Here is a 22,554-nt window from a genome sequence, read left to right on the forward strand (position 1 = left end):
CACTCAAGGTGTGCCGAAACTGGCGCTTACGATGGGCAAGCCCTTTCGATGCCGGGCGCCATAGTTGACCAACGTAGACGCGTTGCTCCGCAGGTACCCGCAGACCTTATCTAGATTCCACCACAGCGTACTGAATTCATACCCCGCTCTGGTCAGGAGCTGCGCGTCCAATGCCTTGATGCGCTCCAACGCTTTGCGGCCCTTGCCATGCCACGCGAGCCACTTGGCGTGCGTGATTTCGGTCTCTATCGACTCTCGTTCCAGTGAATCGATAACCTTACTGCCGAACACGGAACGCTGCGCCGCTTTGAACTTCATAGCGATGTGGAACCAATCGAGAATCCTGCCGCGTGCGAGCTGACTGCCCCGGATGGTCTTCTCAAATTCACCGGCGTCGTCGCTGATCACGGTAACGCGCTCGTCGGTCGCCACACCGTTTCGAGTGAGAAATTGATCCAGCCGCGCTACTGCCGAGGTAACTTCCCGGTGCACATAGGCATAGAACTTTGGCGGCCTGTCGGTGAACGTCGCTCGTCCAGCGATGAGGTTGACATGTCGGCCAAGGCCCCTCACCGAGTCGCAATGCCGCAACCACGCCGAGTCAACGCTCACGGTCGCGACATGGCTGGATTCGCGAACCTGGACGCCTCCGTCGAAAGGGGGCAGCTTCGCAATATCACGCTCGATGTCAGCGTCGAGTTGCTTTCCGATAGCACGAATCCGATTTCGAGTGCCGCTGAACGAAATGCCCTTGTCCAGAGGCAGTATTTCCTTCAGCATCGCCGTGGCCTGCCGATATGGCAGATGGCTTGCCCACTTCGCCTGGAGGTATTCCAGCTCTGGCGTGGCGCGATTAGTCAGCGCTTTAGACAAGGGATGGATCACGGATCGTGGCGTCGGCACAGTCCGTTGGCAAGCACACGACCACAGCCTCGGACTGTTCACCATCACCTTGCCATACACCGTGCGCACCACCGTCGAGCGCTGGTCCTTGTGGCTCAAAGCCGCCCCGCAACTCCTGCAATGAGTCTGGCCCGAAAGCCATCCCGCGACTTGTTTCGAAACCAGCTCGGTCTGAACCTTGGCCAACAGCGAGCGGCCCTCCGCGAGGGTCAGGCCCAGATCCGCAAGACTACCGTCACGGCGCTCGATCACTGCCAAAACGCCCTCACCGGCATGGCCAATATCGCTGCCCTCGTCCGCCAACCTGGCTTCGATGATCAACCGCATGGCTTGCTCCCACCGTTGCGATACCGATCAGCCTAGTTCACATACAACCGGCGCGGTGCCTAAGCGGCACTTTCTTGGTGTCCTCCCCAACCTTTGCACGCTCTCCAACGGATAGCGAGAAGATGTTGTTCGAGCGTGAGAAACGCAAATACAATGCGATGCATAGGCCAGTCTGTTCTGGTTGTCGTGTGGCGCCTGGAAAACATCGCACGATATCAGAGCAGTACTGGCCTTCCTTATGTCCGTTGCGTCTCGCGCTGATTGCGGAGATGTTCAGAAAATCGCCCCAGCCGTTCGCGGGATAAACGGCCCTCCCCAAACCTCAGATTGCGCGGGACGTAACAACCCGCAGCCGCAGAAGCTCGATATTGGCGCGGCCATACATTTGGCGCTTGAGGAGCTTGAGCCTGTTGACATGACCCTCCGTCTGGCCATTGCTCCATTGCAGCCTGACACGCGCGGTGGAGCCTGCATGCCCCCATGCCCTTCATGTCGCCTGTTTGGAAGCACAATCCGTTTCTGCCGCGGGAAGAACACTCTCGGAGACGCTGCGCAGCTTGTGAAGCAAGGCAACAGAGTCGCGCTCAATTCGCTTACGCAAAACCAGCCGATCAGCCATGCGGGCCACCACACTGGAAAACCGATACTCCAGCGTCCGCACGAAGCGCGTGCCAGTGGCTGTGCCGATGCACTCATACGTGACGAACATCTCAAGACCCCGGTTGCCACGGGCCCGGGTTCGCCAGAGCCGATCCGGAAGACTTTCCACGACTTCCCACTGCAACTTGCCTGCACGGCCGCCGACGTACGCAAAGTGGCTCCCAACCGGCAGCGACCCTCCCTGCCCGGTGATCGCTACGTGGTAAGGATGCCACTCGTGCCAACGAAGCGGAGTACTCACGTAGGCCAGTACCTGGCTTGGCGTCCGGGCGATATCAATGGAATGCTGCATCTTGACGGTGGGGACCAGGCTCTCGCTTGCTTCTTCGGGCTCCCAATGAAGGGTTCCATAGATCCAGTCCCACAGTGGAAACACTACGGCGAAGTTCTTGGTCTGCATCAGGTCACGGCGGTGATGCAACTCATGCAACCGCCGCATGTGGCGAATCCACGGCAGGCGACAGATCGGATTCTGCGGCGGGAGGTGCTCGCAGGCATGAAAGATCTCGTAGCTGAGATAGCCGCCCAGTAGCGTGGCGGCAAACAGCGCAGCGACGTTCGCATTGACCAGGCCGATGATCGACCAAGCGAGCAGCGCGCCAATGCTGTAGACAACGATCAGCCATGCCGGGAACAGAATCACCCGCCAGTCCTTGGCGAACTCGTAGCGCATCTGGTCATCTGCGAAAAAACTATGATGGTCGCCCGTGTGGCGCTGGTAGAACGCCTTCGCGAATCGCTTCTTGTTGTGCCCGAGACCCTTATGGGTGCGGTACTCGCCACTGCTGTGGAAAATTAAGGTGGCCGGCACAGTTAGCCACTCCACCGCGCTGACGTGGTCCAACTTGTTCAGCAAGAAGAGGATCAAGGTCACGCCGAAAACAAGAACGAAGCCAGCATGCAGCCAGGGGTTGTAGTAAGGCGAAATGTTCGCCCGGTATTTCTTCCGGAAGGTTTGGGTATCAAAAGACATGATCGGCTCTCAAAGACTGTTGCGCTGTCGGGCTCGCGATACGTGGCCAGTTCCGCCAAGCCCCCGCGGACCTTTCTGACGTCTGGCGCCAGTAGGTCGCTTGGTGTTGTAGTCTATTGGTGCGATCATTTTCATTCCAATGGATATTGATGATGAGAATTATTGATGAATCAGAATTTGCAGCAGATTGATCTCAATCTCCTCTTCGTGTTCGACATGCTGATGCAGGAGCGCAACCTGTCACGCGCGGCCGAGCGACTGCACAAGAGCCAGCCGGCGGTGAGCAATGCGCTCAGTCGTCTGCGCGAGCAACTGGGGCAACCTCTTTTCCGCCGTACCGCTAAGGGACTCGAGCCCACTGCCGGGGCGATGACGCTGCACGTGCCGGTACGGCAAGCCCTGCGCTTGCTGCAGGCAGGGCTTGCCGTTCAAGAGAGTTTTCAGCCGGACACGGAGCGAACCTTCCGACTGTCGATGAATGACTATGGGCAGCTACGGCTGTTACCGAGCCTGATGACCCGGCTGATGGCGCTGGCGCCGCAGGTGAAGCTGCAGGTACTGTCGGACGAAGGTGCCCTGATCCCGCAGCGACTGGCCAGCGGAGATCTGGACTTGGCGATTGATTACCTGTACTTCGACGACGCCGATTTGCTCTACCAACCGATTCACGAAGAGCGCCTCGCAGTTATCGGCCGACCGGGCCACCCTGCATTCAGGGAAGGCCTCGACAAGACGGCGTATCTGGCCGCACAGCACGTCTCGCTCTTGCCGCGAGCCGGCCGCGGCAGTCCGCTCGAGATCGTCCTGGGCTCGGCCAAAGTGCAGCGCCATGTGCAGTTGCAAGTTCCGCACTACCTGACCATTCCAGCCATCGTCGCCAGCACCGATTTGCTGGGTACCGTGCCCTGGCACTTGGCCAGGCATTTCGTGCACAACTATGGCTTGCAGCTCGCGGAGCTTCCTTTCGAAACGCCTGCGGTGCAGGTCAGCTTGATATGGCACCGTCAACAACAACACATGTCTGGTCTGCAATGGCTGAAGGAGCAAATTGCGCAAGTTGCACAGACCGAATCGAGCTGATGTGGCGGGCCTCATTGGGCTGCCTGCGCGATGGATCTTTGAATCCATAGTGGCGCTGCCTGCGCTGTGTCGGGAAATCGGGCGGCGCGTTCGAGCCCTGCAGCCGCACCAATAAAATCAAGGGTTTACAGGGGTTTTCCTGTAAACCCTTGTGCATTTTGCGGTCTATGTAACCGCCATGTAACCCGATTGGATCGCCGCGATCCATCTGGAACCATGTCCTGCCTGCGCCTACAGTTGCTTCGTGCCCCATTTGCTCGTGTGGCACATAGGTCTCGCGCGATAAAATCCTACCCACTGCATCAAAGGGGACCGGGGTCGTGTCACAAGCAACAACGCCACAAGAATGCGTCGCTGCCGCAAGGCAGCTTTATGCCGTTTTGAAAGGGCATCTCGATCGTCCAACTTGCACCAGCAGGATGTGCGGAATTCCCTCGTGAGGCGATGGGCCTCGATGGAAGACCGTTCAACGTCATCGACCGTCAGACCAAGGCTCGCGAAATCATGCGGCTATGGGAAGCCTTGGGACGATCAGGACAGTAATGCATGATGGCAAGGTGTTGCACTTTTGATTTGAGGCCGCCATTTATTGTCGAGGTGGCGCAGTACTTTCGCGAATTACTAGGTCAGGCTCGAACTCGGTCTGGATGTTTTTGGCTCCTCCTTCGATCTGCTCAATCAAGTTGCGCGAAGTAAGCTCGCCAATCAGAACGGGATTCGAGTGCACTGTCGTTAGCGCGGGTGTTACCAGTTCCGCCATCTGCCAGTCGCCGAAGCCTGTGACAGAGATGTCGCTCGGAACCGAAAGTCCCAATGTGCGGCACTCCGCGATCGCCGCCACAGCAATGAAGTCATTGATGCATATCAGGGCGGTCGGCTGTTCCCGATGCAACAGCAAGTCCTTGCGCTGCAGGCAGACGCGCACCGCTTGTCGCACAGCAGATGCATCGTAAGGGGTCGGAAAAATGCGGTTATCGGGTAAGGAAATGTCGTTCTCGCTGAGGACGTCTCGGATCCCCAGAAGCCGTTGAGACGATAGAAACTGAGTTTCGAGAGGACCTGGGAGCACTGCAAACTGCCGGTGTCCTTGTTTGACTAAGTAGGTGGTTAGCCTGCGCATAGCCAAGCGGTTGTCATACCCCACCGTCGGATGCATCCCTTCGCGGTCCACGGCCCACATTAGTACATACGGGATAGCGTGCTTGTGTATCAGCGAGAAGACTTCGGGATGATGTTGTGAACCGATTATTGCGATCCCGTCCACTCTACGCTCCAATAGGGCGCGGGCGCAGCGCAATTCGGTCTCACTGTCGTCCCGATGGCAAGTCAACAGAACGGTATATCCAAGCCGGTCGAGCTGGGCCTCCAAGGTATCTACTGCTTTGGCGTAAAGTTCATTCATCAGTGTCGGCGCAATTATGCCCACCGATCGCGTGCGCCCCTGACGTAGTTCGCGAGCCGCCGAGAAGGGAACGTAGTTGAGGCTTGCAATAGCGTTCTGCACTCGCTCCAGCGTGTCAGGTCGCAGCCTATCCGGCGATGTCAGTGCACGGGAGACTGTTGCCGAGGAAACGCCGGCGAGGAGGGCGACTTGCTTGACATTCACCATATCGGGTCAGATGTTATCTTCAGCCGGAATGACGGCCGTCTGCCATCCATTGTAACGATTGGTAGTCGAAAGCAGTTCCCGTCGTTGGAGGGTTCCCGAAGACGGATCGACATCCCTGGTGAGGCTAGTCGAGCCGGACCTTTGCTGAATCTGCCACTCGCTTCCACTTCGAAACTTCGGCGCGAAGCAACGCATTGAACGCCTCAGGCGTGCCGCCTGCGATCTGCGCTCCTTGAGCCATCAGCTTGTCGCGGACCTCCGGATCCTGAAGGGCTTTGTTGAACTCGCTGTTCATCTTAGCAATGATGGCCTGTGATGTCCCGCTCGGGACCATGAACCCGCCCCAGGAAACGGCTTCGTAGCCGTTTATCCCGAGTGCTTCATCTACCGTGGGCACATCGGGCAGTGACGGTAATCGAGTCTTGCTCGTGACCGCGAGCGCCCTGAGCTTTCCACTCTTGACTTGCGGCATTCCCGCGAGCGAGGTGGGAAGGGCAACATTGATCTGCTGACCGAGCACGTCTGTGAGCGAAGGCGCGTCTCCCTTATAGGGAACGTGGTTCATCTTGACGCCAGCCATGGTACTAAGGAGTTCCCCGGCCAGATGGCTGCCCGAACCATTGCCGGCGCATCCAAAGGTGATCTGCCCTGGCCTAGCCTTTGCCATCGAGACTAGTTGGCGCAGGTCCTTTATTGGCGAATTTGCTGCTGTGACGATAATGAGCGGCACCGTTGTCACTAAGGAATTGCTGATCAATGAGGTTTGCGCTTGATGTTGCACAAGCCAAGGACTTCAGCTTTCGCAATCCGGGAGAGATGGGCCGATTCAAGCCGTCTTTCTCGCGTTTCGCACCTTTCCTGGTCGCGCTTTTGCGCGCTCAGGACGGATTGCTCCCCTCTAAGGACAACAACAGCCTCCTGGCGAACACCAGATTCGCCAAACCAAACAGGCTGAACAACTGCGCCGTGTTCTTGAACAGGCCCTTGTAGCGAACCTTGCGATGACCAAACAGATTCTTGATAACGTGGAACGGATGCTCAACCCGCGACCGAATCTGTGCCTTGACCCGCTCGACGGCGATCAGCAAGTCCTTGACGGCTCCGTCACACATCGCCTTGATCTTGCCGCGCTTGACGGCCACCTGCCACTTCACGGTCTTGCCTTGCATCTCCTCGCGCTTGTCCACGCCCGTGTAGCCCGCGTCGCCAAACGCATGCTCCTCGTGGCCATGCAGCAAGGCATGGGCCTGCGACACGTCCGACTCTTGGCCGCTGTGCCCACCACGCTATGCACCAGCCCAGAGGCCGCATCCACGCCGACGTCGGGTAGCAGCGGCGCATTTCTGCGCCACTGCCCCCTAAGGTAGGGTCGAGAACTGGCGCGCGCACCTTCAGGTGCCGGTGGTGATTCCACCGCTTTCGCGATGGCCCGCAATCCGGCGACCATAGTCACGTTTCCAACTCCCGCCACGTCAAACGCAGCATGCGGTTTTCCCGCACTACGCTTTCCTGTTTGCTTCATGTCAAGGTATATGGGACCTATCATGCCGGGGCCGCTTTCGTCGATGGTCGACGACGAACCCGATAGCCGTTGAACAGCTTCAGTTCGTCATAGAGCCACCGCCTACTCCACGTCTTCCAGCCGAAGCCCCGACGATTCCGGGAGCGCTCCAGATGGCGCCTGACCTTCTTTTCCACCCAGTCCTGGATGAAGCTGAAGCACTCACTGGAGTGTCCGACCGCGAAGTAGTTCACCCAGCCACGTAGCACCGGATTTATCAGTTGCACCACCCGATCCACCGGCTGCGACTGGTATCGCCTGAACACCTCCTTGAGTTTGCGCAGCAACGCCGTGCGTTTCTTCAACTTGGGCGTATAGTGCGCTCGCCACACCTGTCTCTTTATGCTGCGCAATCGACGGAAGTCGAATCCCAGAAAGCCAAAGCTCTCACCGCAGTCCAAATCCACCGTGCGACTCTTCTCTTCATTGACCTCGACCTGCAACTTGGCAAACTCTTCCCGAAGCCGTCGGCTTTCGCGTCAGTTCATGCTCGACGAGCAGGCGGCGAAACTTCAGCAGCGTGGTCGCGTCTGGCACCGCCTCGACTGCCAGGTCGATCCCGGCAAACGCCCGCATCGCCATGCTGTCGTACAGCGCGTCTTCCAGTGCCTCGTCCGACAGCCCGTACCACTGCAGGAGGAAGTAAATGCGCAGCATCCGCTCAAGGCCGATCGGCGGCCGGCCACGTTTGCCCTTGGGGTAGTACGGCTCGACCGCCGCAATCAGGCGCGCCCACGGCACCACGCTCTCCATCTCCGACAGGAAGCGCTGGCGGCGCGTCACACGCTTCTTGCCGTGACTTTCCGCTTCCGCAAAACTGATCTGTCGCTTCATCACAGGACCTGAATCATGGACACGCTCATGACAACGCGCTCACCCAATGCCTCGATGACTCGCGCACTGATTTAATCAGATGGTATGGACGCCTCCCCCCGGCAACGGGGCGCCGCTTACCTGCAAGAGTAACTGTAAGGGTCCTCGCTGCCATGGCATCCCTATGCCAAAGTGGAGGTGTCGATTGCAAACGACCCTGATCGGGACGATCCAAAATGAAGCTTACCGTCATCGGCATGGATATTGCCAAGCATGTCTTCCAACTTCATGCGGTGAATGCCAACACCGGTGAAATCGAGCGCATCAAGTTGAAGCGGAGCCAGGTCACCGACTTCCTTGCTCAGCGGGAGCGTTCACTCATTGCCATCGAAGCTTGCGGCAGCGCCCACCGTTGGGCACGAGAACTGCAGAAGCTCGGCCACGAAGTGAAGCTCATCTCTGTGCGATCGGTTCGTCCCTTTGTGTTGCGTAATAAAACCGACGCTGCCGATGCCAGAGCTATCTGGACAGCAGTCCAGCAGCCCGAGGCGCGGTTTGTTGCGATCAAGAGCGAGCAGCAACAGACCATTCTGGCGCTGCACCGCATCCGGGCTCAACTGATGAAGTTCCGGATCATGCAGACGAACGCATTGCGCGGCTTACTCTATGAGTTTGGTGAAGTCCTTCCGGAAGGATCTCGGGAATTTGCCGAAAAAATTTCTGGTGCGCTTGCCAAGATCGCGAATCGCTTGCCAGCCATACTGATCGACAGCCTACGAGAGCAATGGGCACGCGTGCAGGCAACCGACAAGGAAATCGCTGTGCTGGAACGTCGGCTCAAGGTTGCGCTTTGCGACAATCAGGAATGCCAGAAGATCGCTGAAATTCCTGGCGTGGGGCTGCTAACCGCCACGGCTGCGGTGGCTGCGATCGGCGATGCCAAAACGTTTCGCTCCGGGCGTGAGTTCGCTGCCTGGTTAGGCTTGGTACCGAAACAAACGGGCACCGGTGGTCACGTGCGCCAGCTTGGCATTAGCAAGCGAGGTGACACCTACCTGCGCACCCTACTCATACACGGCGCCAGATCGGTGATCATCAAAGGCGCATGAACCGCCTGGCTCGACGGATTGCTTCAGCGACGTCCTTTCAATGTAGTGGTGGCTGCCGTAGCCAACAAACTCGCCCGGACCATCTGGGCGGTGCTAGCAAGGGATACGAGATACACGGCACCCGCCATGGCTGCATAGCCAGGTGCGTGGCCCGCCTGAACTGACTTCTTCTCAAGGAGCGCAAGCATTGATCGCATGATGGCTAACAGGTTGGACCGGGGCGAGGAAAACCCGATAGGGAATGTGAGCAGCAACGCTCGATGATCAGATGAGGACCTCGCCAGCGAATTCCATATGGGCCAGCAGGCTGAGCGGCCTGCACAAAAGGGCCGGACATAGGCGTGCTGCCTTCACCTGTCGACCACCATGTCAATCGGCTTGCAATCCGGGAGGCGTCCACATAAGGCGATTCCCTAGTGACGGATCGCGCCGCAGCAACTATGACAGTTGTGCATCGCCAGAACACCGGGTTGTCGCGCCATCATCAGTACGAGCACGCTGACAACCAAGGTGGCCGCATTGATCTGGAGTATCGGATGCGGGCTCAAAGTACTGGCTACTGAGCGGCCCCAGATCTCAATGCCTTTACGTTGACCGCCAGCCAAAGCGGCAGTGTCGCAGACACCACGCATCAGAACAGCTTCGAAGATTGATCCTGCCCGGCAACTTTCATGTCGCAGAATCGTCTGCGTAGCTAGGTACGCCTCCGCTACTCCCAAATTAGGGCGTCATCTCCTGGATGCAGCTTGATGCGGGTTTCAACGTGCGTTCCTTCGGCGCGAGTATGCCTGCGGACGGTCCATTCTCGATCGTCTGTTGCGAAGATATTGGCGCCAACATGGGCGTTGCCGTACGGGGCGTTAGTATGCGCAAGTGATCTGCTAATGCGATTTCCAGCGTCCCATTGCCAGTTGCAGCTAGTAGAACGACCACGCCTGGGTTACGGTGAAATGGGAAGCGCTGATCATCCAAGAAATCAGAATCGTGCGTCAGTATGATGCGTCGCGTTTCACAAGCCGTCGCGAAACTGGCCTCGTCGGCGTGTCCAATGAGCGCCATGCTAGGGTAAGCCGCCTACTTTTCCGATGAGAGTAAGGCGTCCGGGCCAGCCCTTGCGCCCGCAGCGCTCGTGCCGCCGTGATGCCGTGATGCCGTGATGCCGGCGGCGGGTGTCCCGACGACTACGATGTGCTCACGGGAAATCATCAGAGATCCTCGTGAACCTCGATTGCAAGCGCCGGACAGATCCCAGCGGCCAAGCGGGCAGATTCGTGTTGATCAGTCGACGGTTCCGCACCCGGGGCGATGAGCGAACTCCCTACGCTGGCCCCATCCCAACAAGCCTTGAGACCATCGCTGCGGCATTCTGAAGTGTTGGAATGATTTCATTCTCGATCCTTTCGGGTGTCGCCTCGGCTGGCGATGTGGAAATCCCGATAGCCAGCTGGCGGTTGCCAACCCGAGCAAGCGGGACTGCAACTGAGATCTGATTGCTCTCTGGATACTCGACCATCGCCCATTCACCGACCCCGAGGGTCAACGCCTGTGTGAGCGCGCTACTTGGAGGCAGGATGCTTCCAACCCGGAGATTCATCACCACGAGGCGACGGCGTTCCGCGAGTGCCATCGCCCTTCCAATAATGATCACCCCGTCGGGGTTCGCTTCACCCAGGTTGGATGTTCCTGCGTACGTGTCAGCCAGTTGCTGGAGCATCTGCTGAACCGAGTCTGTCACTCCCAAACTTTCCAAAGCAGCAAAGCCGATTTCGAAGACTCGGGTAGTCAAGCGCCATTGGTTGCCCTCGCGCGCGACATATCCCTCCTCCTCCAAAGTCAATAGAAAGCGCAGAACGGTCGGGTGCGGCAGGTCTACGGCACGCGACAACTCCGCCAACGTAGGTCGCCCGTTCTCTCGGAAAGCGCGCAGCACCGCTAGACAGCGTTGGATCGATCTATTATTCTTCATTCGTACACCCTGTGTACCGCTAGTTCACCTAGTGAACATCATAAACCAGGTGCCCTTGAGATGCAACCTGCTTCTTGAGGTCAGGAGACAACGAATGAAACGATGGATATTGGGCTTTAGCGCCGCTGTGGTGGGGTGCTGGGCAGCGACCGGTCAATCTGTTGCGAACGCCAGCGAGTCCTGGCCGAGTCGCCCGATCAAGTGGGTCGTGCCGTATCCGCCGGGCGGCACCACTGACATGCTGGCACGTATCGTCGGTGCCAAGCTCTCTGAACGACTCGGGCAGCCCGTGGTGATCGAGAACAAGCCAGGCGCTGGGGGCGATGTTGGCACGGCCTATGTTGCGAAACAGCCCGCTGATGGATACACCATCGTTATGGGCAATATTGGTCCTATTGCCATCAACCCCACGCTTACTCCCGACGCTCGCTTTTCTCCCACGCGAGATCTCGCGCCGGTGACGCTCCTGGCGGAGGTTCCCAACCTGCTGGTGGTCAACCCGCAACTGCCGGTCAAATCGGTGAAGGAACTCGTTCAGTACGCGAAGCAACAGCCCAATCCCTTGTCGTACGCAACGCCTGGCAACGGAACATCTTTGCACTTGGCGGGTGAACTGTTCGCTTCGACAGCGGGCCTGCGCATGGTTCATGTGCCATACCGCGGTAGCGGCCCCGGCCTGAACGACACGATGGCAGGCCATGTACCGATCATGTTTGACAACATGCCTTCGGCATTGAATCTCGTAAAAGGCGGAAAGGTTCGCGCACTCGCCATCACGAGTGCTGTCCGTTCCCCGTTGCTGCCGGACGTCCCAACGATGACTGAAGCTGGTCTGAGCAACTATCAGATCACTGGTTGGTTCGGCGTCTTGGTACCTGCCGCAACGCCGAAGCCGATCGTCACCCGTTTGGATGCCGAAATTCAAGCTGTACTCAAGATGCCTGACGTCCGCAGCAAGATTGGCGACATCGGCGGAATCATCTCTGGCGCAGGACGAGATGAGTTCGGCCGATTCATCCAGCAGGAGTCGGCGAAATGGCAAAAGCTCATTCGTACCGCGCACATCACCGTGCAGTAGGTCAGTTACTTTAAGGAAGAAGCAATGTTGAACTCGGTTGACAGAATCCTCGTTGCGGTGCGCGACCTCGATCAAGCAGAGCAGAACTACAGGGAAGTACTTGGGGCGCAGTATCTTGATGAGCTTGCAAGCGACCATCTGAATGCCCGTGGCCGTAGCCTGGTAATCGGCGAAAGCACGGTCGAACTTTGGACCCCGCGGGGAGCAGGGGTCGTAAGTGATCATCTTGATAGCTTCGGGGAAGGCCTCTTCTTTGGAGGGGTCTCGACAGCTAGCCTGGCTGAATGCCAGAGGTTCCTTGCCGAGCAAGGTATCCGATTTGCTGAAGCCGACGGCCGTCTCTATTTGAACGCGGGCGGCCTCTATGGCATGCCACTCGTTGTCAGCGAAGCGGCAGCGCGGGTTCGAGCGAATGGTCCTGTGTCGTTTCTGTACGAGCTCACCATGGTTCTCAGCACCGACTGGCGAGAAGTCGCGGATTGCTACGCGCGAAAACTGGGCCTGCAGCGCGACAAGGCAGTAGACATCACGTTCGCGCGATTTGGCTATGAAGGCACGCTGCTGATGTTCGCGCCGGATCGTCTCGATCGCATCGAATTGGCTGAAGCGCATGATCCCGCCTTTGCCATGGGCAGGTTTTCGGGCAAGCGAGGTGACGCACTTTACATGTGCTACATCGAAACGCATGATTTGGCGGACGTAATCAGGCGACTCGAATCGCGCAACGCAAAGTGGACCCGAAGGACCGACACGGGCAAGCCCGAGCAGGACGGCCTCTGGATCCATCCGAGCGCGCTGAATGGCGTCCTACTTGGTGTATCCCGAACCTCGTTGGCGTGGGGATGGTCCGGTAGCCCCGAGAAAGTCGAAGAGATTTCAGAGGTGCAGTCGTGATGCCGGAGATCTTCGATCAGCAATACATCGGGGGATCGTGGCGCCGTGCTTCTGGCACACAGCTCATCGACGTAGAGGACCCGAATACTGGCCTGGTATCGGCCCAAATTCTTCCAGGTACCGAGGAGGACGTCGGTCTCGCCTTGGGTGCCGCGCAGAACGCATTGGCCAGCTGGTCCGCAACATCCGTGTCGGACAAATGCGCAATTCTTAATCGCCTAAAAGACCAACTCACAAATCGGCAGGAGTCGTTGGCCGATGCTATCGCGGCTGAGGTTGGCACGCCCTTGAAGATCTCACGCATCGTTCAAGTCGACTCGCCCATTCGGAACATTGGGAACTTCGTAAAGCTGGCGGAAGGATTTCCATGGCAATCGCGAACGGGCCCATCTGTCATCGTCCGGGAGCCATTCGGCGTCGTGGCATGTATCACGCCATGGAATTTCCCGCTTCATCAGATCATTCTGAAGGTGGTGCCCGCGCTTCTGGCCGGGAACACAGTCGTGCTCAAACCAAGTGAATTGACGCCCCGAACAACGCGCCTTATCTGCGATGCCATCAATGACGCAGGCTTTCCTTCGGGCGTGGTGAACGTTGTGAACGGCTTGGGTGCGGTAGTGGGCGCAGCGTTGGCGCGAGCTGACGGCGTGGACATGGTTAGCTTCACAGGATCCACGGAAGCGGGTCGTGCAGTGTCTTGCTTGGCCGCGTCGACCATTAAGAAGGTGACGCTGGAATTGGGCGGCAAGTCGCCTTCCTTGGTATTGCCGGGTGCGGACCTGACTGTGGCCGTCAAGGGAACGCTCGCTTCCTGCTTCCTCAACAACGGTCAGACTTGCAGCGCGCTGACCAGGTTGATTGTTCACTCGCGTGATGTGTCGGCCGTCGAAGCCCTGGTGAAGCAAGAACTCGCCAAGTTCTCTGTCGGATCCAGCCTCGTCGAAGGCCATCGGATCGGCCCGCTCATTTCTGGCAAGCAGCGTGACCGCGTGCAGGAACTAGCGGAAAAAGGGGTAGCGGAGGGCGCCACGCTCATCGCGTCAGGCCAGGATGTTCCGCCTGCAGGATTCTTCGTCAGCCCGAAGGTGTTTCTCACAGATCAACATAACTATCTGGCCAAGGAAGAGGTGTTTGGCCCCGTGCTCTGCGTGATTCCCTACGACGAAATCGACGACGGCATCCGCATCGCCAACGCAACGGTGTATGGCCTGGCGGCGGCCGTTTGGGGCGATCCTGACCTCGCACTCGACGCCGCTAAGAAGATTCGTGCAGGACAGGTCGATATTAACGGCGCCCGATTCAACCCCGTAGCGCCCTTCGGCGGCTTCAAACAAAGCGGTGTTGGCCGGGAGGCGGGTCACGTCGGTTTGGATGAGTTCCTCGAGTACAAATCTATCCAAATGAACGAGGGATGACGGGATGTCTCTTATGCAGAAACAAGCTCTAGGGAACATTCGCGTATTGGATATGACGCGAGTGCTCGCAGGGCCATGGTGTACCCAGATGCTGGGCGACATGGGAGCCGATGTCATCAAGATTGAGCACCCATCGCGAGGGGATGATACGCGGCAGTGGGGGCCGCCGTATGCGATGACGAGTGAAGCGGAAGTGCTTGAGGATTCCACCTACTTCGCTTCCGCAAATCGGAACAAACGATCGGTTGGCGTGGACATCGCCAACCCAGACGGTGCGGATCTGATCCGTAAGCTCGTTCTTGAGTGCGACATCTTTGTAGAGAACTTTAAGGTTGGTGATCTGGCTCGTCGAGGGCTTGACTACGACAGTCTGAAAAAGATCAATCCGCGCCTGATCTATTGCTCTATCACCGGGTACGGCCAATCCGGGCCGTACGCTGACCGCCCCGGCTACGACTTCGTTTTCCAGGGGGAAAGCGGGCTGATGAGCATAACGGGCGAGCGTGATGACGAGCCTGGTGGTGGGCCACAGAAGGTCGGGATCGCCATTGCTGATCTGACGACGGGACTGTATGCGACGGTCGCGATCCTCGCCGCGTTGAACCACAGGAATGTCACGGGAGAAGGTCAGCACATCGATTTGGCACTGCTCGATTGTCTGGTTGGCTTGTCGTCGAATCAGGGATTGTCGTGCCTGATCAATGGCGCCGAACCGCACCGGTGGGGGAACGCGCATCCGTCTCTCGTACCGTATCAAGTCTTTGATACGGCAGACGGTAAGGTGGTAGTTGCTGTGGGGAACGATTCCCAGTGGCAACGCTTTTGCCAAGCGATCGACGCCAAAGAACTGGCCCGGGATTCGACGTTCTATTCCGCATCCGGACGCATTCGGAATCGAGAGGCGCTAATTGCGCAGGTGTCGTCGGTTCTTGCGGCGCGCCAAACCGAGCATTGGCTTGCCGCGTTCTCCGCAGCGGATATCCCGCACGGTCGTATCAATACCTACAAGGAAGCCTTTGCTCACCCACAGGTCATCCACCGTCAGATGGCGATCGACGTGCCGGTTGACAAAGGTATCGGCTCGGTACGGGGCATCGCCAATCCCATCAAATTCAGTAAAACGCCGGTGCACTACGTTCGGGCGCCCGCGAAACTCGGTCAGCACACAGAAGACGTGCTTTCCGACTTGCTAGAACTTTCCGCGGACCACATCGCCGGTCTCGAAGAACGTGGGGTGATTAGTTGCCAAACGTCAAAAAAGACACTTCAGGAGCAATCATGAGCATCCAAGCTAATAATGTCGGAAACGTCCTGGAGATTTGCATTGCGCGTCCAGAAAAGCGCAATGCGATCAGCGCCGCGATGTACCAGGAACTGACCCGTCTTCTGGATGAGGCCAACGCGGACAAGGAATGTGCCGCAGTCATCGTGCATGGTGCGGGCGGACACTTCACTGTCGGTGCCGATATCAATGATTTCCAGACCCGGCGGGGTAATGAAGATTCCCCTGCTGTCACGCTTCTCCGGAAGATGGCCGCGATCGATGTGCCGCTAATCGCAGCAGTCGAGGGACTGGCGATTGGAATCGGCGCCACGATGCTGCAACACGTCGATTTTGCCTACGCATCCCAAGATGCGCGCTTCCGCATGCCGTTCGTATCGCTGGGTCTGTGCCCCGAGGGCGCATCCAGCTACCTGCTCGAATCGCTGGTAGGTGTCCGGAAGGCACGTGAGTGGTTGATGCTTGGAAAGTTCTTTGATGCAGAAGAAGCTTTCGATGCCGGGCTTCTGACGTCGCTGACGCAGGACGGGGAAGCCCTTGCACGGGCGCGCGAAACGGCTGCCGAACTGGCAAAGCTTCCCAAGGCTTCGGTACGCGCGACAAAGCGGATGTTGAACCACGAGAATCGTGCCGCTGTGGGTTCTGCGCTCGACCTGGAAGTGAAGATGTTCGCCGAACTCTTGAATACCGAAGCCACTCAGGAAATCTTCAAATCCTTCCTGAACAAGAAGCGTTAAGAACGCCATGGCCGAGTTGATAAAAATCGAATCAGAAAATTTCGTCCGGGTCATTACGATGAATCGGCCGGATAAGAGAAACGCGCTGAACTCGGAAATGTGCGACGCGTTGCACGACGCGTGGCAAGACTTCGCGGGCTCAGAGGATCGCGTTGCCCTGCTACGTGCAGAGGGGTCGGTGTTTACGGCAGGCCTCGACACGAACGATCCACCGGATTCCTTTTGGCATGCCATTCCCAATGTCGCATTTGACATTGGAAAGCCGGTTATTGCAGCGGTTAATGGCCCCGTGATAGCGGCGGGCGTATCGATGCTTGCATTCTGCGATCTTTGTGTAGCGACTTCGGCAACGACCTTCGTTTATCCCGAAGGTCGCCTAGGCATGGCAGCCGGCTTGATTAGCTCGCTGGTCGGTCGGATTCCCCACAAGATCGCGATGGAGCTCATGTTGACCGGGCGCCCGGTATCCGCCCAACGGGCCTATGAAGTCGGATTCGTAAACGAACTCTGTGAACCAGGAAGCGAAACAGAGGCAGCTCTAGTGACAGCGCGTCAGATTGCGAGCGCAGCGCCGCTGGTACTGCGTTTCCTCAAACAGGCGGCGAGACACTCGATTCCGGTAGGACTGGTTGAGGCAGGCTATAGCGCCCAGTACCAAGCTCAGATGCTGGCCAGGAGTGAAGACGCCCGGGAAGGGGCGTTGGCGGCCAAGGAGCGTCGCGCTCCCGTTTTCGTGGGCCGCTAGGACTAACTAACACAGTAGGGGACTGAGAAATGGATCTGAATTTCACAGAAGAAGAGCAGGAATTTAGAAAAGAGGTACATGCGTGGATCGACGCCCATTTGCCGAAGGAGATCTCGCACAAGGTGCACAACGGACTGCAGCTATCCCGCACCGATATGCAGCGTTGGCACCAAATTCTGGGGAAAAAGGGTTGGCTGACGTATAAGTGGCCAGTCGAGTTCGGCGGCACGGGCTGGACACCAGTGCAGCGGCACATATTCGAGGAAGAGTGCGCGTTGGCAGGAGCACCGCGACTCGTGCCCTATGGGCCTGTCATGGTGGCACCAGTCATCATGGCATTTGGTAACGCTGAGCAACAGGCGCGCTTCTTGCCCGGCATTGTGACGGGCGATGTTTGGTGGAGCCAGGGTTACAGCGAGCCGGGATCGGGTTCCGACCTGGCTTCGCTCAAGACACGAGCGGAGCGAAAGGGAGACAAGTACATAGTCAATGGTCAAAAGATCTGGACCACGTTGGCTCAGTACGGGGAGTGGATTTTCTGTCTCGTCCGGACCAATACAGAAGGGAAGCCGCAGGCAGGGATCAGTTTCCTGCTCATTGACATGCGTTCGCCTGGCGTCACGGTTCGGCCCATTAAGCTGCTGGACGGCGAGTGCGAGGTCAATGAGGTCTGGTTCGACAATGTTGAGGTCCCCGTTGAGAACCTGATTGGCGAAGAAAATAAGGGCTGGACCTATGCCAAACACCTTCTCAGTCACGAACGCTCGAACATTGCAGAAGTCGGGCGTGCCAAGCGTGAGCTCCGACGCCTGAAGCGAATCGCGGCTGCAGAAGGCATGATGGACGACCCTCGTTTCAAAGACGAGGTTTCGAAGCTCGAGGTAGATATTATCGCGCTCGAAATGCTGGTTCTTCGCGTTATCTCGGCAGAAAAATCCGGGAAGAATCCATTGGATATCGCAGGCCTACTGAAAATCCGAGGCAGTGAGATTCAACAGCGCTACAGTGAATTGATGATGCTGGCTGCAGGTCCCTATAGCCTCCCATTTATTCAAGACGCTATGTTGACGGAGTGGGATGGCGAGTTCCCAGGTGGAGAGCGACGGAACGCTCCGCTTGCCGCGACATATTTTAATCTGCGGAAAACCACTATCTACGGTGGCTCCAATGAAGTGCAGCGTAACATTGTTTCGCAAGTGGTCCTCGGATAAAGGAGTAGAGCATGGATTTCGAATTCACTGACGACCAGGACCAACTGCGAGATGCAGTAAGAAAGTGGGTAAAGCGTAGCTATACGTTTGAGCACCGTCGCAGTTCCGAGAGCAGCGGCGGATTTTCCCCGGACGCGTATTCGGAGCTTGCGGAGCTTGGGCTGACTGGACTTTACGTCCCAGAAGAGTATGGCGGCGTCGGTATGGGGCCGGTCGACGTTATGGTGGTTATGGAGGAACTGGGGCGGGGCATCGTACTCGAACCGCTGGCGCAAGTTCTACTTGCGGGTGCAGTGCTGTCGAACTACGCCGAAGCAAGCGTACGTGCGGCGTGGCTGCCTACGATCGCTTCTGGAGAAAGTCTGGTCGTACTGGCCCAGCAGGAGCGCGCGAATCGTTATCGCATCGATACGTGCGAGACGCGAGCAGTCGAGACGGCGGAAGGTTGGGAGCTTACTGGGAGTAAGAGCCTCGTGCCGGTTGGCGATCATGCTGCTGCGTACATTGTACCCGCCATGATTGCTGACACTCTCGGAGCGTTCCTTGTGGAGCGCTCCGCCCCAGGTGTATTGGTACACCCTTATCAAACTGTCGACGGCTCGCGCGCCGCGGAGCTGACGTTGTCGAAGGCGCCGGGCACGCTAGTCACCCGCGAAGGCCAGGATTGCCTGTCGTATGCCGTGGATCTTGGCATTGCAATGACGTGTGCAGAGGCCGTGGGCGTGATGGACGTAACCCTGGAGGCTCTGGTGGATTACATGAAGACGCGCAAGCAGTTCGGCGTCGCTATCGCGAGCTTCCAAGCGTTGCGTCACCGCGTCGCAGATATGAAGATGAGTCTAGAGCTCGCGAGGTCTATGAGCTACTACGCCTCGCTCAACGTCAACGCGCCGGCGAACCAGAGACGTCGCGCCATGGCACAAGCGAAATATCAGTTGGGCGGGTCGATGCGATTCGTCGGCCAGCAGGCCGTGCAATTGCACGGTGGGATTGGAATGACGGATGAGTATATCGTCAGCCACTATTTTAGACGCCTTACCCAAATGGAATCGGTGTTCGGAGATACGCTGCATCATCTGGCGCAGATGTCGGACTCCATGCATCCCGAGCTTGACAAGGCTGCCTAAGGCGCCGCGAAGAGTAAGTGCTCGATGAATTGCGATGGCGGGTGACCCTCATCGTTTCCGGCAGCGCGGTGGTACATCCTCGCGCTGCTCATAGTATCGGACCGGGATAGTAGCGTAATTGATGCAGACGCAACTTCAGTCACGAAGCCAAGTCGGGATCCATGATATTTTTCTTCCAATTCCAATGAAAGTGACTTCGTTGAGTGGCGAGCAGATAATCATCCGACAAGGCTATTCACGCGTAATTAAAGAGGGGAAGTTCGTGAAGCTCCCCGCTTTTTCTCCTGCGAGTCTGTTCTTGGGCGGCTCTATTTTTAAGAGCTCGCATTGCAGCTTCGATCTGGATGTAACTAGTTATTCTGTGGTGCGTGATCAACCAATGCACGATCTGTGGGATTCCAGGCCGCTTTGGGAGGCAATTTCATTGTCGGTGTTTATGAATCCAAAGGAAGCTTGGAATATTGCAGATATAGCGGATAGTTTGCAGACAACATCCTCGAGAGTCAGGCGGACCCTCTTCAGCCAGGGCAATTGCTTCACGGAAATATGTAACACGCAGCGGCTTATGCGTTCGCTGTTCGAATTGGCAGGACTGGAAAGATCTATACCGGATATTTCGAACAGAATTGGGTGGAGCCAATCCTATGACTTTGAGTCATCTTTCTATAATAGATTTAAAGTTTCGGCAGATGTTATTTGCGGAATGAAATTTTATGCCCGCTAGGCGATCTATTTAGAGGAGCTCTACTGAACGTTTGCCAGCCATCAACCGCTTCGAAAGAGATGGGCGGCCGTTGGGCAGGCCGCCCTCTTTTGCGATGGAAGTACCATCCGCCCCAGCCTCGCGCGCGCAGGCTGCTCGTGCCGCCGTGATGCCGGCGGCCGTTGCCCCGATGACTACGATTTGCTTAGGGGAATCATCAGAGAGCCTCGTGAATCTCGATTGCCAACGCCGGACAGATCCCAGCAGCCAAGCGTGCAGATTTTGTATTGATCGGCCGACGGATCGGCATTCAAAAGAATGACGATTCCGTCATCCTTTTGGTCGAACAGATCCGGCGCATTGACGACGCATTGGCCGGAACCGCAGCATTTTTCGGGATAGATTGTGATTTTCATCGTGATTCGCCGTAGTGGATTTACCAGCTAACGGGCAGTGCCCTAACACCATACATGAGCGAATCGCTCTTGAACGCGAGGCTCTCGATGGGCACGGCCAGCCGAAGATTCGGCAGGCGCTTCAGTAGGGCGGTGAACATGATCTGCATTTCGACTCTGGCGAGAACTTGTCCCATGCACTGATGCGGGCCGTATCCGAATGCGATCTGTGTCCGGGCATCACGGCGGAGGTCAAAGACGTGGGGATCTTTGAACTGCTCCTGGTCGCGATTTGCGGAAATACTAAGCACGACAACGGGATCACCGGCTCGGATCAATTGCCCATTCACGACAACGTCCTCCAGTGCGACACGTCGCGTCCCGGACTGTATGACATCCAGGAAGCGTAGCATCTCCTCCACCGCGTTTGGAACGAGGCTTGGATTCTGGCGAAGCTCTTCCCAGATGTCCGGCCTCTGAAGTAGGAAGAGCACCCCCATCGACGTCGTATTTGCCGTCGTCTCGTGCCCGGCAATCAGCAGAAGCCTTCCAAGCGAGACCACGTCTGTTTCAGTGATATCGCCCTTCCGTACATGATTAACGATAAGGCGACTGAGGATGTCCTCCCCGGGGCTTTCGGATCTCTTCGCCACCAGTTCACGCAGGTATTCGCACAACGCTTGATTCGCGGCGCTAGCCTCTTCCCTCGTCGCGGTGCTCGACGTCATGATCATCGCCTGTTCTTGGAAGAAGTCGTGATCGTCGTATGGAACACCAAGCAACTCTGAGATAGCCAATGCTGGTGTCGCCAATGTAAAGGCGCTAACCAGGTCAGAAGGCTGCGGCCCCATCGCAAAATCTTCCAAGAGCTTGTCCACGATGGCCTGAAGTCGCGGCCGCAGATTCTCGATCTTTCGGATCGTGAATTCGCTGGTCAGCATCCGCCGTTGCTCTGAATGCTTGGGTTCATCCATGGTAATGAAGGTCCGGTTACTACTCCGAACAACCTTTACTGCGGCGCTGGAAGAGGGAAATCCCGGATGTGAGACGTCGGAGCTAAAGCGAGAGTCCGACAAGACAGCGCGAACATCGTCATAACGCGTGACAAGCCAAGCGATCTTTCCGTCCCAAAGCTTACCTTGTGCCAATTCGCCCTTCTGTTGCATCTGGAAGAACACCGGCGGCGGCGCCAAGGGATCTACGCGCTTAGGGGGGAAATCTGGGATTCCGCCGCTGTCGCCCTCAGCGTGAAAAGGACACGCTGATTTCGGCTCGTTCGCAGCCGCATCAAAAGGACAGCGCCCTTCTACCGCGGAAGATGGGTTGGAGGAAGGGGTGGGAGCAGGCGACTCCGTCATGGAAATATCTCCGAGGGCGATTGGTGGCTAATGTTAGGTAGCCTACCTATGTGGCGCAAAGGGGGGTTTACCCTCAACAACAGAATCGAAGGTCGACCCGTAGACATCAGAAGAAAGCGGAGAACCCATATGTGGCGATATGCCCGCCGACGTTGGAGTGCTTGCCCGCCCGCAACACCATCGCCATGGCATTCCAGCGCGCCATGGCGGCCAGTCGGCGCTCGATCGAGGTGTCGCCTGGGTACGGCTGCTCGCCCGATTCGGCAATCGTATTGACGTAGGGCGTCGTGATTGCGCCATGGAAATCCCCGTGTCGGGCCGCGTCCGATTCATGCAGGCGGCCGATCAGGTAGTGGGCGCGTTCGCGGCCTTCCACTTCGGTCACGGCGGCCAGGGCCTCAATCCATTCCTGGGTTTCCTGCGGGTCCACATCCAGCGGCAATACGTGTAGCGGCAACACCGGGGCATTCATCTCTGTCTCCATGGGATTGACGGGGCTTCGGTTCGCATCAGGCCCGGTCGGATAGGCGTGGCCATTGCGCTTCAAATAAATTGCAGTTGCAATCGTCTGGGCATTGTGAGCGCTCTGCGGCATAATTGCAACTGCA

General features: G+C 57.5%; 19 protein-coding genes and 5 pseudogenes. 11 read left to right on the forward strand and 13 right to left on the reverse strand.

What is annotated here, in order from left to right; genetic code table 11:
* Positions 1–3: 3 nt before the first annotated feature.
* From A2G96_RS11280 to A2G96_RS34385, 3 genes and pseudogenes are all read right to left on the reverse strand, one after another.
* The gene (locus A2G96_RS11280; RefSeq protein ID WP_043355374.1) at positions 4–1,230 is read right to left on the reverse strand and encodes a hypothetical protein; all 1,227 of its coding nucleotides are present in this window, start codon (positions 1,228–1,230) and stop codon (positions 4–6) included.
* Positions 1,231–1,552: 322 nt separating this feature from the next.
* Positions 1,553–1,675: pseudogene (locus A2G96_RS34380) on the reverse strand (hypothetical protein); the annotation flags it as partial.
* Between the two features lie 42 nt (positions 1,676–1,717).
* Positions 1,718–2,863 carry a sterol desaturase/SRPBCC family protein gene (locus A2G96_RS34385; protein WP_062799332.1) on the reverse strand — a complete coding sequence of 382 codons (1,146 nt, stop codon included), beginning with the start codon at positions 2,861–2,863 and terminating at the stop codon, positions 1,718–1,720.
* A gap of 165 nt (positions 2,864–3,028) precedes the next feature.
* Between A2G96_RS34385 and bsrA the strand changes: the two genes are divergently transcribed.
* A complete protein-coding gene (gene bsrA, locus A2G96_RS11290; protein WP_043355370.1) occupies positions 3,029–3,943 on the forward strand; it encodes a LysR family transcriptional regulator BsrA in 915 nt (304 codons plus the stop codon).
* Between the two features lie 586 nt (positions 3,944–4,529).
* On the opposite strand, the gene A2G96_RS11295 is transcribed toward bsrA, so the two are convergent.
* The 5 genes and pseudogenes from A2G96_RS11295 to A2G96_RS11315 all read right to left on the reverse strand — a co-directional run.
* Entirely contained in the window at positions 4,530–5,552 is a 1,023-nt protein-coding gene (locus A2G96_RS11295; RefSeq protein WP_043355368.1) for a LacI family DNA-binding transcriptional regulator, read from the reverse strand.
* A 124-nt stretch (positions 5,553–5,676) separates the two neighbouring features.
* Positions 5,677–6,309 (reverse strand): tripartite tricarboxylate transporter substrate-binding protein, encoded by a 633-nt coding sequence (locus tag A2G96_RS11300; protein ID WP_231108945.1) that lies wholly within the window; start codon positions 6,307–6,309, stop codon positions 5,677–5,679.
* 121 nt (positions 6,310–6,430) lie between these two features.
* A pseudogene (locus A2G96_RS11305) lies at positions 6,431–6,873 on the reverse strand (transposase); the annotation flags it as partial.
* 221 nt (positions 6,874–7,094) lie between these two features.
* On the reverse strand, positions 7,095–7,556 hold the full coding sequence (locus tag A2G96_RS11310; RefSeq protein ID WP_224039293.1) for a group II intron maturase-specific domain-containing protein: 462 nt from the start codon (positions 7,554–7,556) through the stop codon (positions 7,095–7,097).
* A gap of 28 nt (positions 7,557–7,584) precedes the next feature.
* Positions 7,585–7,947, reverse strand: a pseudogene (locus A2G96_RS11315) (IS5/IS1182 family transposase); the annotation flags it as partial.
* Positions 7,948–8,162: 215 nt separating this feature from the next.
* Here A2G96_RS11315 and A2G96_RS11320 point away from each other — a divergent pair.
* A pseudogene (locus A2G96_RS11320) lies at positions 8,163–9,173 on the forward strand (IS110 family RNA-guided transposase).
* A gap of 582 nt (positions 9,174–9,755) precedes the next feature.
* Here the strand turns inward: A2G96_RS11320 and A2G96_RS34390 are convergent.
* Together A2G96_RS34390 and A2G96_RS11325 are read right to left on the reverse strand one after the other, a co-directional pair.
* Complete coding sequence (locus A2G96_RS34390) at positions 9,756–10,094, reverse strand: DUF5615 family PIN-like protein (RefSeq protein ID WP_373424146.1); 339 nt, start codon at positions 10,092–10,094, stop codon at positions 9,756–9,758.
* A gap of 259 nt (positions 10,095–10,353) precedes the next feature.
* Positions 10,354–11,001: an IclR family transcriptional regulator gene (locus A2G96_RS11325; protein ID WP_043355366.1), complete on the reverse strand. Its 648-nt coding sequence runs from the start codon at positions 10,999–11,001 to the stop codon at positions 10,354–10,356.
* A 94-nt stretch (positions 11,002–11,095) separates the two neighbouring features.
* On the opposite strand from A2G96_RS11325, the gene A2G96_RS11330 reads away from it, so the two are divergent.
* The 9 genes from A2G96_RS11330 (at position 11,096) to A2G96_RS33235 (ending at position 20,214) form a co-directional block, all read left to right on the forward strand.
* Positions 11,096–12,079, forward strand: coding sequence for a Bug family tripartite tricarboxylate transporter substrate binding protein (locus tag A2G96_RS11330; protein WP_043355363.1), 984 nt, complete (start codon positions 11,096–11,098; stop codon positions 12,077–12,079).
* A gap of 24 nt (positions 12,080–12,103) precedes the next feature.
* Positions 12,104–12,973 carry a VOC family protein gene (locus tag A2G96_RS11335; RefSeq protein WP_052495072.1) on the forward strand — a complete coding sequence of 290 codons (870 nt, stop codon included), beginning with the start codon at positions 12,104–12,106 and terminating at the stop codon, positions 12,971–12,973.
* Positions 12,973–14,388: an aldehyde dehydrogenase family protein gene (locus A2G96_RS11340; protein WP_043355360.1), complete on the forward strand. Its 1,416-nt coding sequence runs from the start codon at positions 12,973–12,975 to the stop codon at positions 14,386–14,388. The genes A2G96_RS11335 and A2G96_RS11340 overlap by 1 nt, the downstream gene beginning before the upstream one ends.
* A 13-nt stretch (positions 14,389–14,401) precedes the next feature.
* Positions 14,402–15,670, forward strand: coding sequence for a CaiB/BaiF CoA transferase family protein (locus A2G96_RS11345; protein WP_043358200.1), 1,269 nt, complete (start codon positions 14,402–14,404; stop codon positions 15,668–15,670).
* A complete protein-coding gene (locus tag A2G96_RS11350) occupies positions 15,667–16,407 on the forward strand; it encodes an enoyl-CoA hydratase/isomerase family protein (RefSeq protein WP_043355358.1) in 741 nt (246 codons plus the stop codon). Before A2G96_RS11345 ends, A2G96_RS11350 begins: the two co-directional genes overlap by 4 nt.
* A gap of 7 nt (positions 16,408–16,414) precedes the next feature.
* Positions 16,415–17,152 (forward strand): enoyl-CoA hydratase/isomerase family protein, encoded by a 738-nt coding sequence (locus tag A2G96_RS11355; protein WP_043355356.1) that lies wholly within the window; start codon positions 16,415–16,417, stop codon positions 17,150–17,152.
* Positions 17,153–17,181: 29 nt separating this feature from the next.
* Positions 17,182–18,363, forward strand: coding sequence for an acyl-CoA dehydrogenase family protein (locus tag A2G96_RS11360; RefSeq protein ID WP_043355354.1), 1,182 nt, complete (start codon positions 17,182–17,184; stop codon positions 18,361–18,363).
* 11 nt (positions 18,364–18,374) lie between these two features.
* Positions 18,375–19,490 (forward strand): acyl-CoA dehydrogenase family protein, encoded by a 1,116-nt coding sequence (locus A2G96_RS11365; protein WP_043355352.1) that lies wholly within the window; start codon positions 18,375–18,377, stop codon positions 19,488–19,490.
* Positions 19,491–19,611: 121 nt separating this feature from the next.
* The gene (locus tag A2G96_RS33235) at positions 19,612–20,214 is read left to right on the forward strand and encodes a helix-turn-helix transcriptional regulator (protein ID WP_124684263.1); all 603 of its coding nucleotides are present in this window, start codon (positions 19,612–19,614) and stop codon (positions 20,212–20,214) included.
* Positions 20,215–20,387: 173 nt separating this feature from the next.
* Here A2G96_RS33235 and A2G96_RS32395 read toward each other — a convergent pair whose 3' ends face one another.
* The 3 genes and pseudogenes from A2G96_RS32395 to aceE all read right to left on the reverse strand — a co-directional run.
* Positions 20,388–20,609, reverse strand: a complete 222-nt coding sequence (locus A2G96_RS32395; protein WP_196765233.1) for a ferredoxin — start codon at positions 20,607–20,609, stop codon at positions 20,388–20,390.
* 20 nt (positions 20,610–20,629) lie between these two features.
* A complete protein-coding gene (locus A2G96_RS11370) occupies positions 20,630–21,946 on the reverse strand; it encodes a cytochrome P450 (protein ID WP_081201625.1) in 1,317 nt (438 codons plus the stop codon).
* Between the two features lie 109 nt (positions 21,947–22,055).
* A pseudogene (aceE, locus tag A2G96_RS11375) lies at positions 22,056–22,418 on the reverse strand (pyruvate dehydrogenase (acetyl-transferring), homodimeric type); the annotation flags it as partial.
* Between the last annotated feature and the right edge of the window lie 136 nt (positions 22,419–22,554).

Source organism: Cupriavidus nantongensis (assembly GCF_001598055.1).
GTDB classification, from domain to species: Bacteria; Pseudomonadota; Gammaproteobacteria; order Burkholderiales; family Burkholderiaceae; genus Cupriavidus; species Cupriavidus nantongensis.